Source organism: Streptomyces sp. NPDC048192 (assembly GCF_043202415.1).
Taxonomy (GTDB): domain Bacteria; phylum Actinomycetota; class Actinomycetes; order Streptomycetales; family Streptomycetaceae; genus Streptomyces.
Genome location: NZ_JBIDAL010000018.1, coordinates 1 through 13,265, shown reverse-complemented (window position 1 = coordinate 13,265; position 13,265 = coordinate 1). Strand labels below are relative to the sequence as shown.

Genomic DNA, 13,265 nt, shown 5'->3' with positions numbered 1-13,265 from the left:
CGCAAGCCGCAGTGCCCGGTGTCCACGGTTGCGCCCAGCGCTGCGAGCGGATCCGGACGAGCCATGGCGCCGGGCGGATCCAGGCGTAGAGCGGCCCCTCCTAGGCGCGTGCACCACCTCTGGAAGGGGGCATTGGGGTGGCACCCGCGGCAGCCAGCGTCGTACCGGCGCTTTGTTGGCGTGTCGGTGGGCGGCCGTATGGAGCAGTGGCCTGGGCGATGGCCGCGCGACCAGGGGAAACTTGGTCGTGCCGCCCACACTCCGGGGGCTCAGGCCGCTATCTCATTGGCGTACCCAACATCACCTGAGCAAAGGCACGGGCGCATGGCGGCAGGCGGCAGCGGCATTCTTTCCACCCCATCGCGGCGGGGTTTCCTCGTGGCGGGCGGCTCACTGGCCTCCGCTCTCACTGCGAGCGGCGCGGCACGGGCCCTGGGACGTGAACCGGGCATCCGCGGCGAAGTCCGGGCAGGGCTGCAGCATCCAGTCGTGACACACCCGGCGGACTGGCGGGGCGTCGCCGAGGTGCTGGGCGGGGTGGGCGGGCTCGGCTCGGACGGCCTGGTGTACCGCGTCGAGTTCCCCCGCTCCGATGTGAACCTGACCTCGTACGGGGTCAGCGGCCTCATGGAGGCGTCGTACGCGGCGTTCGCCCGCTACCCCGACGGCCGTACGATGCTCATGGGTGACCTGGTCGTCACCGAGGCCGAACTGCAGCGTGTCACCGACGCCGTACAGACCCATGGCCTGCAGCAGTCCGCCATCCACAAACACCTGCCCGCGCACCGGCCCACGTTGTGGTGGACGCACGTGACCGGCATGTCCACCAACCCCGTGGCCCTGGCCCGTGCCATGCGGACCGGCCTGGACGCCACCGCCACACCCGAGCCCCTGGCCCCCGACACGACACCGCCGGCGGGCCTGGACACGGCCGCCCTGGACGCCGCGCTCAAGGCGAAGGGCAGGAGCGCGAACGGTTACCGGTTCACCTTCGCCCGCCGGGAGACCATCAGCGACGACGGGCGTGTGGTGCCGCCCGCGATGGGCGTGACAACAGCATTCGCCTTCCACCCCGTGGGCGACGGACAGGCCGCGGTCACCGGGGACTTCGTCATGACCGCCGACGAGGTCCAGCCGGTCATCAAGACCCTGCGCAACGGCGGGATCGACGTCGTGGAGCTGCACAACCACTCTCTGACCGACCAGCCCCGCCTGTTCTACCTGCACATCTGGGCCGTGGCCGAGGCGGTGTCCCTGGCCCGCACCCTCCACACGGCCGCCTCCGCCACCAACCTCGCCGCCACCGGCGCCTGACATGACCGTCCGACACCTGTTCCGAGGCGATCACCACATGTCCATGACGTACCACTGTCTGGGCGTTGTGCCGTGTAGATACAGGTGCCGTCCCCGTCCAACAGGGCGCGCGTACTTCTTGAGCGGTGTGCCGTTGGGAAAGGTGAGGCACGCTTCTTCGAGCAGCAGGGCCTCGCTCGCCGTCATGCGGCATCGGTGGAGGCGGTCGTCCTGCCGGTTGCCGCCGAGCATGACGACCTGGTCCTCGTGCACCGCAATGCCCCGCGGCGCGGTCACCGGCGTTCTTCGAACCGTGATCTTCCCGTCGGCCCGGGCCTCCAGCAGCGGGAAGGTCGGATAGTAACTGGCCCAGGCGGCACCGTCATCGACATTGAGAGCGTAGACCGTGTCGATGTACTCGACGCCTCCTGGAGCCGAGTAGCCCCACTGACGGTTGCCGCCGCTGTCCCAGCGCACCAGACCGTCGTAGCTGATCGGATCGCTGTAGACGCCCTCGTCACCGTAGGCGCTCCACAGATGGTGCCGTCGGTCGGCCATGAGGAACTCGATCGCGCGTCCCAGCTCGAAGCTGTGGCGTCGTCGTCCGTCGCGGCCGTAGATCTGCGCGCTCTTCTCCTCCACCGCGCCATAGCCTTCAAGGACGAACCGGCCGTTGGGCAGCGCGTCGAGGTGGCACACCCGCAGCCTCACATCGTGCAAGGTCTGTTCCTTTGCCGTGCCGTCGTCGTTGATGACGAGAAGCGCGTCGTAGGGATACGTGCGGGGCCGGACGGAAGGCCTGCCGTGCCCACTCGGTTCACGTTCCGCATCGGGGCAGATCAGCCAGACGGCTCTTCCCCAGGCATCCACGGTGGTCGCGAGGACCTTCCGGTGGTCGTACTGCCGAGGCAACAAAGCGTGGGGACGCAGTGCCACCTTCCTCAAAAGATCACCTCACGGGCGAACGAACAGAGCTCACCCATGATCGCAGACACTGAGTCGCCCGGCCCACCTCGGGTCAAGCGACCACCTCAAACGGCGTCGGTCGCGAAGTTCTCGCTCAGGTAGGCCTCCAGCGAGCGGCTCGTGCGGGCGAGTTCGTCGGCCTGGTGGGCGAGCCGATCGCGTAGTTCGGCGATTCGCTGCTCGAGCCCGGCGCACGCCTCGGTTCGCGGGCCGGTGTCGTCGCACGGAAGGATGTCACGGATCGTGGCGGTCGGCAGGCCGAGACCGAGGAGTTCCTTGATCCGGCGTACCCGCCCTGGTGCCTCCGGTCCGTAGTCGCGGTAACCGTTGAGGCCGCGCCGCGAGGTGAGGAGCCCCTGCTGCTCGTAGTAGCGCAACGAGCGTGCGCTGACGCCGGTCCGTCGACTCAGCTCACTGATCAGCATGGGGCACCTCGCTCCGGTCTTCGATGTCCGTCACAACACGCCTGTACCCGTGGGCATTCCGGTCAGCTCGGCCGAGCGTTGCCACAGGGCTGCGGCCAACTCGTGGTCGAGCGCCGGCCCGGTCAGCTTGTCGGCCTCGACGTGCGGATCGGTCAGGCTGCCGCCGGGCCCGTAGAGCCGCGCGCTGTCGGTGGCAGTGGTGGCCGCGTACAGGATTCCGACCGAGGCCGGCCGGGGTGCGCGGCCGCTCTCGGCGAGCGCGGCCCGGACCATCTGCGTGGTCGCCTCGTCGGGGTAGGTGTCGTGCATGCTGGTGTCCGCCAGGCCGGGGTGCGCCAGCAGGCTGCGCACGCTCGAGCCGCTCTCGCGCAGCCGCCGGTTCAGTTCGGTGGCGAACAGGACGTTCGCGAGCTTGGACCGCACGTACGCCGCGCCCGGGGAGTCGGCGTGGTCGAGCCGGTCGAGGTCGAGGCTGCCCATCGGGTACAGCGCCGAGGTCACCGTCACCACCCGGCCCTCGTCGCGCATCGCGGGCAGGAGCAGGCGGGTCAGCTGGACGTGGCCGAGGTGGTTGACGGCGAGCTGGGACTCGACGCCGTGCGAGGTCAGCGCGAACGGCTGGTTGCTGATCGCGGCGTTGTTGACCAGCAGGTCGATGCCACCGGCCCGGTCGCGGATCGAGTCGGCGAACCTGTCGACGCTGACGGGGTCGGCCAGGTCGAGCGGCGCGGTGTGGGGCCCGGAGGCGTTCCGGGCGCCGGTGAGTACGGTGGCACCGCGCTCGCGCAGAAGCGAGGTGAGGGCGAGGCCGAGGCCGCGGGTGCCGCCGGTGACGACGGCCACCCGGCCCGCGAGGTCGGGCAGGTCATTCAGTGTCCAGGTGATGGTGGTCATGACGCGAACGTAAGGTCCGACACCGGTGTCAAGGTCAAGCAGCAGGCACCACACGTTCCCCGTCCGGGTGGAGGACGCCCGGCGTCGTGCGGTCGAAGCCGGCCGGCTGCTGGGCGACGACCTGGACGCCGGGGTAGGCCTTCAGTCCCTTGGTGAGGCCTTCCGCGCGCTCGCGGACGGCGTTCTATCTCCAACCTGTGTTGTTCCTAGAATGGCCGGGTGGAGGACATTGACGCGATCGCGGCGTTGCAGGATCCGGTGCGGCGTCGCCTGTACGAGTACGTGGTGGCGCAGGGCCGCGAGGTCGGGCGTAACGAGGCCGCCGAGGCGACCGGGGTTGCGCGCACGCTCGCTGCGCACCATCTGGACAAGCTGGCGGAGGTCGGGCTGCTGCTAAGCGGCAGCCGCCGTCTGTCGGGCCGCTCGGGGCCGGGGGCGGGCCGTCCTGCCAAGGTGTACACACGGGCTCAGGCGGACGTGTCGGTGTCGCTGCCCGCCCGCGACTACCGCACGGCCGCCGAGCTGCTCGCCGAGGCGGCCGAGCAGGCGGGGCTGGATGCCGGGCTGCGTGCGGCGGCGCGCCGCCGGGGTGAGGTCCTGCGCGGCTCGGCGGTGCCCTGCGGCGGTTTCGAAGAGGCCATGGAGGTGCTGGCCGCCCGCGGCTACGAACCACGCCTGGAAGGCGCCGAAGACGCCGAAGGGGGGTCGGAGGCGGCCACGGCTGTCGTGCGTATGCGCAACTGCCCCTTCCATGCCGTCGCCGAACGCTTCCCGCCGTTGGTCTGCGGCATGAACCTCGCGCTGCTGGAGGGGCTGTTCGGCACGGACGGCCCCGTCCGCGCCCGCATGGACCCCCGGCCGGGGGAGTGCTGCGTGGTGGTCGAGAACTCTAAAAACAACATTGATTGACATAGAAATGGGGGCCGTGCTGGGATGAGGCCATGACCGCACCCGTGCATGCAGCCCACCTTGCCCACCTCAACGTCGCCACGCTCCGGCACCCTCTTGACGACCCGCGCATGGCGCCGTTCGTCGAGCTGCTCGACCCGGTCAACGCCTCCGCCGACGCCGCGCCCGGTTTCGTGTGGCGGCTGGTGGAAGAGGGGACGAACGACGCCACCGGCCTGCGCCCGGCGGGCGACGACGTCATCGTCACCCTGTCGGTGTGGGAGACCCAGGAAGCCCTGTGGGACTTCACCTACCGCAGCGGGCACCTGCAGGCCATGCAGCGGCGCCGCGAATGGTTCGAACGGCACGTCGAGGCGCACCTGGTGCTCTGGTGGATCCCCGTCGGCCACCTCCCGACCGTCGACGAGGCCCTGGACCGGCTGGCGGACCTGCGGGCGCACGGGCCGTCCCCCCGCGCGTTCACCTTCGCCTCCTCCTACACCGCAGCCGAGGCCGCCCAGCACCTTCAGGCCGTACCGCCGACACAAGCTGAAGCAATCAACTGATCCCCAGAACTTGTCGGTTGCTCACTCCGGGGATCGTCAAGAAGCGGCAGAAGCGCCCGACCGGCGTCGATGAGATGGTCATTCGCCGGGGAGACCGGCCACCCCGCATCGGCGGCCGGTCCCAGCCGGGGAGTGGGCCGGCCCGGGCGGCGTCATCGGAATTGACTCCTACCGTGCTGGCCGTGGCGTGTTCCCCGGCGGTCGTCAGTGGCCGGACCGCACCTGGACGGGACGGCCCGGCACCATGTGAAACGGGCGGACACGGCCCCGTCACCTTGCGCGCGAGGTACGGTCCGCCGGCCGAGCCGGTCGGCGGACACGGCGGTCATGTACGGGATCAGCCGAGGTTGTTCCAGAAGGCGCAACGGTGGCGTGCCGCGACGGTCCGCGTGGGGACGACGTGGTCCGGTGCCAGGGAGAGCACGGCCGACCGGGACCAGTGCGGTGACGACGGGCCGTTCGGGTCGGCGGTGCGGGCGAAGCGGGTCCAGTAGCCGATCAGGGTGTCGGCGAGCCGGTGCTGTGCCGCGGTCAGGTGGCGGGGCCGGCCGCCCAGGTCGAAGAGGTACGGCAGTTCGCTCGCGTGCGGTGCGCCGAGCGGGAACGGCGGCGTCCCCGGGGTGAGCGGCGGGGCCTGCTCGTCGGTGAACTCGTAAGTCCACACGGGCACATGAGCGGCGAGCAGACCGCCGGTGCGCGCTGTCGGGCAGGCGAAGTTCGCGTCGCCGATGACCGCGCCGAACACCGGGCCGCCGTCGGTCCGGTGCACCGGGTACGCGCGCACGATCGCCTGCACTTGCCTTTGGGAGGGGAAGAAGGCGGCCACGACGTCGGGCCAGGTGTGCGCAGTGACGGGGCTACCGGCTTGGATGATTCCGGCGGCCCAGCCGTTGCCCTCGTCGTGGTTGTGGCCGGTCAGGACGGGGACGCGGTGGAAGTGGCCGGCGGCGATGGCCGCTGCCGGATCGCTCGGCAGCAACGAGGTGCCGTATGCGGGCTGTTGGTCCGTGTCCTGGGCCGCGAGCAGACGGGAGACGTCCACACGCCGCAGGCAGGCCAGGACGTCACGGACGGAGCCGCAGCCCACCTTCGCCGCGAGGTCCGCACCCGCCGCGCGCGCTGTGGACAGCGGGACGGACGACGGGGCGAAGGGCCGGTCCGGGCGGCCTGTGCACGGGCCGCTCTGGATGATCGCCCGGTCGAAGAGCCCGGCGGCGGTGGGTGAGACGAGCTGGGCGCAGACGCTGTAGCCGCCCGCCGACTCGCCGGCCAGCGTCACGTTGCGTGCATCGCCGCCGAAGGCACCGATCTCGGCGCGCACCCAGCGCAGCGCCGCCTGCTGGTCGGCCAGGCCGAAGGTGCCGGAGCCGGGCAGCCCGCGGTGCGCGAGGAAACCGAGGGCTCCCAGGCGGTAGTTGACGGTGACGACCACGACGTCGCCGCGGGTCGCCATGCGGTGGGCGTCGTACGCGCTGCCCGCTCCGGTGGTGAAGCCGCCGCCGTGCAGCCACACGACGACCGGCCGCGGGTGTGCCGGTGTGACACTGTCGGGTGTCGTGATGTTCAGGTGGAGGCAGTCCTCGTCGGTGCTGCCGCCGGGCACCTCGCCGGGCGGCTGCGGGCAGGCGCTCGCGGGCCGGGTCGCTTCCCGTACGCCGGACCAGTGAGTCGCCGGGTGGGGTGGCGCCCAGCGCAGCCGGCCGACGGGTGGTGCCGCGTAGGGGATGCCCTGGAAGGTGCGGTAGCCGTCGTGGTGGGCACCCCGCACCAAGCCGCCGTCGGTGCGTACGGTCGTGGGCGGGGTGGCCGGTGCGGGCTGGCCCGGTGGTGCTGTCGACCACGCCGTCGCGAGTACGGCGGCCAGGGCGCAGCCCAGGGTGGTCAGGACGCGGTGCGTGGTCATGGTCTCCCCGTTCGGTCAGCTGCCGCCCATGCCGCCCTGTGCGGCGATCATGGTGGTCGGCAGCGTGCGTACTGCGTGCTCCAGGCCGGGCGCGAGGACGGCGAGAGAGCCCGTGCAGGTGTCGATGCGGCTGCGGAAAACCTTCTGGTCCCGGCGGGAGACGACCGTGCGGACGCCGCCCGCCGCGGCCAGCGCCAGCAGCGCGGCGTCGGCGGCGGGGAGTTCACGCACAGGGCCGTCCCCGCGCAGCACCGCGGACACGCGTGCCCGCAGCGCGGTGGTCACGGCGGGATCCGTCACGCGGAGCCGGCGCGTGCCGAAGCGGGTGCGGGGCTCCTTCACGGTCAGCAGTCCCGCCGCGGCGAGCCGGTCCTCCACGTCCGTCAGGGTCTGCTTGCGGTGGTGGCGCAGGAGGTGCTTCCAGCTGTGCCCGCCGACGGCGTCGCGCAGAACGCGGTCCAGGACGGGGTTGCCGGTCGGTCCCGTTCCGGACACGCTGACCGTGCCGCGGTCCTCCGCAAGCCGGCCGCGCATCGCGAGGTCGGTCAGGGCGGCGGCACGGACCAGCAGAGCCGTCCGGGAACGGTCGTACGGGCCCTCGGCTGCTTCGTCGTGGGCGAGCAGGTACATGGCGCAGGTCAGATCGTCGGTCACATCTCGACGCTAGGGCCGATCACCACGGCCCGGCATCGGCCTCAGGAGGGGACGGGCACTGGGAACGCGGGAGGAGCGCGGCCCGGCCTCCTCCTTGAGGAGGATGCGGCGGTCAGGGGCGGCGTGGACGCACGAGACCGTGGTCGTAGGCGGCGACGACGGCCTGCACGCGGTCGCGCAGGCCCAGTTTGCGCAGCACCGCGGTGACGTGGTTCTTGACGGTGGCCTCCGACAGCCCCAACCGCTCGGCGATCTCCGTGTTCGACAGCGCCTGCCCGATCAGAGTGAGCACCTCCCGTTCCCGGACGGAGAGGTCTTGCAGGGAAGGCGGCGGCGCCGGGTCGGACGCGGTGCGCAGGAACCGGTCGAGGACACGGCGCAGGATTGCCGGCGCCAGCAGCGCGTCGCCGCGGGCGGTGAGGCGGATCGCGTCGACGAGTTCACCCGGGCGGATGTCCTTCAGCAGGAAGCCGCTCGCCCCGGCCCGCAGGGCGGCGACCACGTGCGCGTCGACGTCCCACGTGGTGAGCACCAGCACCCGGGCCCGGCTGCCGCTCGCCGCGATCTGCCGAGTCGCCTCGATGCCGTCCACGACGGGCATGCGTACGTCCATGAGCACCACCTCGGGAGCCAGTTCCCGCGTCAGCCGCACCGCCCCCCGTCCGTCGGACGCCTCACCCACCACCTCCAGGTCGTCACGGGCGTCGATGATCATGCGGAAGCCGGTGCGGACCAGGGCCTGGTCGTCGGCCACCACCACGCGCACGGTCATGACGCGCGCTCCAGCGGCAGCCGCGCCGCCACCTCGAACCCGCCTCCGGGCAGCACGGCGGCGTGCACGCTGCCGCCGACGAGCCGCGCGCGTTCCTTCATCCCCAGCAGGCCCCGTCCCGCTCCCCTCACGGGATCAAGGATTTTCGGCGTACGTCCGTTGTCGACCACGGTGATTTTCACGCACTCCCTTCCGGTCGTCACCCGCACGCTCACCTCGTCGGCGCCCACCGCGTGGCGCAGCGTGTTGGTGAGGGCCTCCTGGATGATCCGGTACGCCGCCAGGTCCACCGATGCCGGCAGCCGGTCAGGGGCGCCCTCTCTGCGCACATGCACGGTCATCCCGGTCGCACGCACCGTCTCCGCCAGCTCGTCCAGGCGCGCGAGCGACGGGCCCGGTGCCCGCTGCTCTTCCACGTCGTCCTCCCCGTCGTCGGGGCGGAACGCTCGGAGCACCCGGCGCAGCTCGTCCAGCGCGGACCGGGCGCCCGTCTCGATGGCCCGCAGCGCCTGGCGTGCCTGATCAGGACGTTCGGTGAACACATCGTCCGCGGCGCCCGCCTGGACGACCATCACCGACAGCGTGTGCGCCACCACGTCGTGCACCTCACGTGCGATGCGCGCACGCTCCTCCGCCACGGCGCGCCGCATCTCTGCCCTCGTCCGCTCCCGCTGTGCCCTGCGCCACTGCCCCGCAGTCCACGCCAGGACCACCGTCAGCAGATAGACCGTCAGCCCCATAGGGCCGCCCGCTTCGAACGCCACCGCTGCCGGCAGGCACATCGCGGCGAGCGCCCGCACCGATATCCGCCGCGGCCTGGTCGCCGACAGCACGCACAACGTGACCTGCGCCGCGAGCAGCGCCCCCGTCAAGGTCACCTCGGGCAGCAGCGCCCATACTCCGAGCCCTGTCACGGTGTTCACGGCCAATACGGTGAGCGGGGCGCGCGCCTGCCACCTCAGGGCGCAGACCTGTGCGAGGACCAAGGCCACGGCCATGAGCAGTCGACGGCCGTGCTCCGCACCGGCGACGACGAGCACCGACGTACCGAGCACAGCGAGCACCAGGCCGGCCGACGCCCACCACAGTGCCCGAGACGTCCGGAGCGGCAGCTCACCCCGCGCTCCCGCGGCGAACGCGTCGTCGTGCACTCCACTGCTGCGGTCCACATCACGACCCTATCCAGCGGCACACGACGGCGAGCGCTCTGTGAATCGTTCGGCCCTGTGCGGGCCGGTCAAACGTACGGCTCCCGCCGTACCGGTGGTGAGGTCGAGTGGTCAACTCGGGTGGTGTTGCGGGGCGTCCAGGCATACTGGCCTCATGGTGCGGCTGGTGCGGGAGACCCGGCCGGCCACGAGCTGGGACCGGCCAGGTTGGTCGCATCGCGTCCTCGCTGCCCGGAGCAAACGTTCATGCACATGCTGTCGCCACGGCCGCAGCCGTTACCGTGATCAGCGCGATCAGCAGCATGACAGCCCGCAGCCAGCCCGGTAGGTCCACACCGTGACCTGCGGCGACGGGCGCGGCATCCTCTTGCCTCCCGGCCAGGACATGGCACTCCCGGCAGTCGGTGCTGGTGTCATCCAGCCAATAAGCATCCGTGAGTTGAGCGAAGAGCACGCGGTCCCCGTCATCCATCAAAAGGCTCATACCAAGGACAACGAGGCACCCCCCAATGCGCTACCGCCCTCCATGCCTCGGCTGCGAAACCGTGATCAACCGGCTCTCCCATGGCGACAACAGAGGCCCTGGCCCACTCCATGCCCAGTGCCTGCATGGCCAGTCGGGTCCGAGGCCGGGCAGCCGCTGCACCTGCTGCGTGCTCAGCTTGGCACGCCTGGTCTTTGAGGGGAGGGCAGCCGTGCAGTCGCCGTAGAGGCGGCCGGTGATGCCGTGGACGAGCGGGGAGGACGACGCCGGCGGTCCGGAGTTGGTTGGACAGGGGCATCAGCGCGGCGGCGTTGCGGGCCGGTCGCTTGGGCTCGTGGACGGAACGCGATACGGCCAGGTGGCAGCAGCAACCCTTGTGAGGAAACAAGTTGCCGGCCCCAGGTGGATGGACCAAGGCCTTCACCGACCCCCGCCTCTGCGCTGCCATCGTTGATCGCCTCCTTTCGGCGGCAACATCATCGAGACCGGCACCGACTACTACCGCCTCGCGACCACTCGCGCCCGAGGCGAAGAACAGTCCCTGGGCTGAGGGGACTTGATCGATGAGGCGAGAAGAGTTAGGACTGCGCGGTCCGGAACGCGAGATACCGGCTGAAGGCTTCGTGGCTGTCAGGAGTGAAGTGCCACTCCAACAGGGCCGAGTGAAGCTCGGACTCGGTCAGCCAGCCATGCCAGGCGACCTCCTCAGGATCGGAGGTCACAGCGTCCGGAACCACGGCTTCATGCACGCCAAGCCAGTGAGGGCTCAAGCCGCTGCGGTTGATGAACGTGAACAGCAAGCGCGGCCGGCCACGGATGCCCAGCTCCTCGGCCAGCTCCCGCGCGGCAGCCTGTTCATAGGATTCGCCGACATCCACGGCGCCACCGACCATGACCTCGTAGAGCCCGGGGAAGCGCGACAGCTGCTCCGACCGGCGATGGACAAGGATCCGGCCACGCTCATCACGGCACACCGTCGAGGCGATGCGATGCAGCCAACCTTCCCGGATGGCCTGCCGACGGGTGACCACCCCCAGGACACGATCTTGACAGTCGACTCGCTCCACCAGTTCATCCACGAATCACACCCTGGCAGGACCCACTGACAACGCCGTGTCTCGGGCGAGCCGTTCTCGGAACCCGACAACACTCTGGACCCGCTTGATCAACGTCTGGTTCCTGAACAAGACGCCGTCAAGTAGACCTCGAGGGTCGGCGCAACCCGCTAGGTGTGCCGTCTCGTGACATTGGTTCCTCGCGGTCAGGCTTGGCGGGCGCAGGACCTGAGGCGGTCGGCGAGTGCGATGACGAGGTCGCGGAGTTCAGCGGGGCGCTCGATGACGAAGGGCCGGTCGAGTGAGGCGAGTACCGGAGGCAACCAGTCGAGCCGCTCCGCGCGCAGCTCGACACGCAGCCAGTGCTCGGCTGCAGGGTCCTGGTCGGCCGCGGGCTCGTGCTGCTCCAGGCTCGCGACGCTGGCGGGGAGGTGCGCGCGGATCTGCTCGACTGTCCCGTGGATCCGCAGGGTCACCTGATGCCGGTACTCGGCGGTGGCGAATCCTGACAACACGCGCTGTGCCGGACCGGGACCGACAGGCGCTTCGAATGAGCCGGGCAGGGTCCGCGCGTCTGCGATGCGGTCGAGCCGGAAGGTTCGGTCCTCGTCGATCTGGGTGTCCTTGCCCGTGACGTACCACCGGCCCGCATGGGCGACGATTCCGTACGCGTGCAGTGTGCGTTCGCTGCGCCGTCCGTCGCGGTCGGTGTAGCGGACCGAGACCGGCCGGCGGTGGCGCACCGCATCGGCGATCGTGAGCAGCACCCCGGCGTCCGGGGTGTCGCACTCGCCGGGCTGATCCGTGAAGGCGAGGGATTCCAGGAGTGTGTCGAGCCGGCGGGCGATGTGCTTGGGCAGTACCCGCCGGATCTTGGCTGATGCCGTCTCGTTTGCCGTGCGCTGCGTCGTCGTCAGCCCTGCTCGGCGGCCGGCGACCAGGCCGAGCAGCACGGCCAGCGCCTCGTCGTCGCTGAGCATGAGCGGAGGCAGGCGGTACCCGGGGGCGAGCCGGTAGCCGCCGTAGCGGCCACGCACCGATTCCACGGGCACGTCGAGGTCGATCAGCTGGTCCACATACCGGCGCACGGTGCGCCCTTCGACGCCGAGCCGGTCGGCGAGTTCGGCCACTGTCCGGGTGCCGCCCGATTGCAGCAGCTCCAGGAGGGTCAGTACGCGGCCGGTGGGTCGAGGCATGTTCTCAGCCTAACGCAAATACAGGACCGATTCTGTCCGCTATTTCTCCTAGCCTGCGACGTGCACGCCTCCAGCACAGCCAAGGAGATTCCCATGGACTTCGTCTCGATCCGCATCATCACCAGTGACGTAGCGCGCCTCGTCGAGTTCTACGAGCGAGCCACCGGGGCGCAGGCGACGTGGGCCACCGAGGACTTCGCCGAACTCAAGACCGCGGGCGCCACCCTCGCGATCGCCGGCACCCGCACGGTCCCGCTGTTCGCCCCCGGCTCTGCCCGCCCGGCGGACAACCACAGCGTGATCACCGAGTTCCTCGTCGACGACGTGGACCGCGTTCACCAGAACCTGACCGGCTTCGTCACCGACTTCGTCGCCGGGCCCACCACGATGCCCTGGGGCAACCGGTCGCTGCTGTTCCGTGATCCCGACGGCAACCTCGTCAACTTCTTCACCCCCGTCACCCCGGCGGCCATCGAAAAGTTCGCACGCTGACGCCACGCTCAGCCGTTCACGCGGGAGCCCCGAGATCCCAGGTCTCCCGGCGCTGCCTGGCCAGGTGGTACGCCCGCTGGCTCGCTGCCGAACTGGAGAGGCTGCACGACATCACCCTGGCCCGGCCACCGTTCACCGATTCCTCGTCCGGCGAGGGCTCAGCCGCCTGCGCGAAGTCGTCCGCTACGAGCACGACCGGGTCGGCGACCTGGTCCCCGTTGACGTCACGAAGCTCGGTCGCATCCCTGCCGGTGGTAACTGGCGGATGCCGGCCACTCATCACCCGGACTTCAGTCGGACTTCCGGCAGCGACTACCGCATCCTGTTCGACCAGCCACCGAAGCCGCTCGACACGATCCCGCAGCCGCTCACCTTCGATGACACCGTGGAACCAACGTCCTGAGACATCACAGCTAGTAGGACTCCGTTAGGTCTTCCGGTTCGGGCTGTTCCTGGGCATGTTGGGTGTGTGGATGCACACGAAGTAAAGCGTGTACGGGCCAGGTTG

General features: G+C 70.4%; 14 protein-coding genes and 2 pseudogenes. 6 read left to right on the top strand and 10 right to left on the bottom strand.

The features are described from left to right. Positions 1–489: 489 nt before the first annotated feature. A complete protein-coding gene (locus tag ACGFZN_RS32065) occupies positions 490–1,314 on the top strand; it encodes a DUF1259 domain-containing protein (protein WP_393861955.1) in 825 nt (274 codons plus the stop codon). A 30-nt stretch (positions 1,315–1,344) separates the two neighbouring features. Here ACGFZN_RS32065 and ACGFZN_RS32060 read toward each other — a convergent pair whose 3' ends face one another. The 3 genes from ACGFZN_RS32060 to ACGFZN_RS32050 all read right to left on the bottom strand — a co-directional run bounded on the left by ACGFZN_RS32060 (position 1,345) and on the right by ACGFZN_RS32050 (position 3,578). Further along, positions 1,345–2,229, bottom strand: coding sequence for a hypothetical protein (locus tag ACGFZN_RS32060; protein WP_393861954.1), 885 nt, complete (start codon positions 2,227–2,229; stop codon positions 1,345–1,347). Positions 2,230–2,324: 95 nt separating this feature from the next. After that, positions 2,325–2,684, bottom strand: coding sequence for a MerR family transcriptional regulator (locus ACGFZN_RS32055; protein WP_393861953.1), 360 nt, complete (start codon positions 2,682–2,684; stop codon positions 2,325–2,327). A 30-nt stretch (positions 2,685–2,714) separates the two neighbouring features. Then, positions 2,715–3,578 carry an SDR family NAD(P)-dependent oxidoreductase gene (locus ACGFZN_RS32050; protein ID WP_393861952.1) on the bottom strand — a complete coding sequence of 288 codons (864 nt, stop codon included), beginning with the start codon at positions 3,576–3,578 and terminating at the stop codon, positions 2,715–2,717. 219 nt (positions 3,579–3,797) lie between these two features. On the opposite strand from ACGFZN_RS32050, the gene ACGFZN_RS32045 reads away from it, so the two are divergent. Then, positions 3,798–4,487, top strand: a complete 690-nt coding sequence (locus ACGFZN_RS32045) for a helix-turn-helix transcriptional regulator (protein WP_393861951.1) — start codon at positions 3,798–3,800, stop codon at positions 4,485–4,487. A gap of 32 nt (positions 4,488–4,519) precedes the next feature. Further along, positions 4,520–5,032: a DUF3291 domain-containing protein gene (locus tag ACGFZN_RS32040; protein WP_393861950.1), complete on the top strand. Its 513-nt coding sequence runs from the start codon at positions 4,520–4,522 to the stop codon at positions 5,030–5,032. A gap of 337 nt (positions 5,033–5,369) precedes the next feature. On the opposite strand, the gene ACGFZN_RS32035 is transcribed toward ACGFZN_RS32040, so the two are convergent. From ACGFZN_RS32035 to ACGFZN_RS32015, 5 genes are all read right to left on the bottom strand, one after another. Beyond that, positions 5,370–6,935 (bottom strand): carboxylesterase/lipase family protein, encoded by a 1,566-nt coding sequence (locus ACGFZN_RS32035; protein ID WP_393861949.1) that lies wholly within the window; start codon positions 6,933–6,935, stop codon positions 5,370–5,372. A gap of 15 nt (positions 6,936–6,950) precedes the next feature. Next, positions 6,951–7,589, bottom strand: a complete 639-nt coding sequence (locus tag ACGFZN_RS32030; RefSeq protein WP_393861948.1) for a GPP34 family phosphoprotein — start codon at positions 7,587–7,589, stop codon at positions 6,951–6,953. Positions 7,590–7,701: 112 nt separating this feature from the next. Continuing rightward, positions 7,702–8,361, bottom strand: a complete 660-nt coding sequence (locus ACGFZN_RS32025) for a response regulator (protein WP_393861947.1) — start codon at positions 8,359–8,361, stop codon at positions 7,702–7,704. Continuing rightward, positions 8,358–9,530 carry a sensor histidine kinase gene (locus ACGFZN_RS32020; protein WP_393861946.1) on the bottom strand — a complete coding sequence of 391 codons (1,173 nt, stop codon included), beginning with the start codon at positions 9,528–9,530 and terminating at the stop codon, positions 8,358–8,360. Before ACGFZN_RS32020 ends, ACGFZN_RS32025 begins: the two co-directional genes overlap by 4 nt. A 244-nt stretch (positions 9,531–9,774) precedes the next feature. Further along, positions 9,775–10,014 (bottom strand): hypothetical protein, encoded by a 240-nt coding sequence (locus ACGFZN_RS32015; RefSeq protein WP_393861945.1) that lies wholly within the window; start codon positions 10,012–10,014, stop codon positions 9,775–9,777. 401 nt (positions 10,015–10,415) lie between these two features. Here ACGFZN_RS32015 and ACGFZN_RS32010 point away from each other — a divergent pair. Beyond that, positions 10,416–10,564 (top strand): annotated as a pseudogene (locus ACGFZN_RS32010) (AAA family ATPase); the annotation flags it as partial. A 28-nt stretch (positions 10,565–10,592) separates the two neighbouring features. On the opposite strand, the gene ACGFZN_RS32005 reads toward ACGFZN_RS32010, so the two are convergent. Continuing rightward, positions 10,593–11,093: an NUDIX hydrolase gene (locus ACGFZN_RS32005; RefSeq protein ID WP_393861944.1), complete on the bottom strand. Its 501-nt coding sequence runs from the start codon at positions 11,091–11,093 to the stop codon at positions 10,593–10,595. A 182-nt stretch (positions 11,094–11,275) separates the two neighbouring features. Next, the gene (locus ACGFZN_RS32000) at positions 11,276–12,265 is read right to left on the bottom strand and encodes a helix-turn-helix transcriptional regulator (protein ID WP_393861943.1); all 990 of its coding nucleotides are present in this window, start codon (positions 12,263–12,265) and stop codon (positions 11,276–11,278) included. A gap of 93 nt (positions 12,266–12,358) precedes the next feature. Between ACGFZN_RS32000 and ACGFZN_RS31995 the strand changes: the two genes are divergently transcribed. Both ACGFZN_RS31995 and ACGFZN_RS31990 read left to right on the top strand, forming a co-directional pair. Continuing rightward, entirely contained in the window at positions 12,359–12,757 is a 399-nt protein-coding gene (locus ACGFZN_RS31995) for a VOC family protein (RefSeq protein WP_393861942.1), read from the top strand. A 121-nt stretch (positions 12,758–12,878) separates the two neighbouring features. Next, positions 12,879–13,025, top strand: a pseudogene (locus ACGFZN_RS31990) (IS481 family transposase); the annotation flags it as partial. Between the last annotated feature and the right edge of the window lie 240 nt (positions 13,026–13,265).

Excerpts from the sequence above, each read along its gene's own strand:
- ACGFZN_RS32040 (WP_393861950.1), top strand. The coding sequence starts at position 4,520 with ATGACCGCACCCGTGCATGCAGCCCACCTTGCCCACCTCAACGTCGCC.
- ACGFZN_RS32035 (WP_393861949.1), bottom strand. The coding sequence starts at position 6,935 with ATGACCACGCACCGCGTCCTGACCACCCTGGGCTGCGCCCTGGCCGCC.
- ACGFZN_RS32015 (WP_393861945.1), bottom strand. The coding sequence starts at position 10,014 with ATGAGCCTTTTGATGGATGACGGGGACCGCGTGCTCTTCGCTCAACTC.
- ACGFZN_RS32000 (WP_393861943.1), bottom strand. The coding sequence starts at position 12,265 with ATGCCTCGACCCACCGGCCGCGTACTGACCCTCCTGGAGCTGCTGCAA.
- ACGFZN_RS32055 (WP_393861953.1), bottom strand. The coding sequence starts at position 2,684 with ATGCTGATCAGTGAGCTGAGTCGACGGACCGGCGTCAGCGCACGCTCG.
- ACGFZN_RS32050 (WP_393861952.1), bottom strand. The coding sequence starts at position 3,578 with ATGACCACCATCACCTGGACACTGAATGACCTGCCCGACCTCGCGGGC.
- ACGFZN_RS32025 (WP_393861947.1), bottom strand. The coding sequence starts at position 8,361 with ATGACCGTGCGCGTGGTGGTGGCCGACGACCAGGCCCTGGTCCGCACC.
- ACGFZN_RS31995 (WP_393861942.1), top strand. The coding sequence starts at position 12,359 with ATGGACTTCGTCTCGATCCGCATCATCACCAGTGACGTAGCGCGCCTC.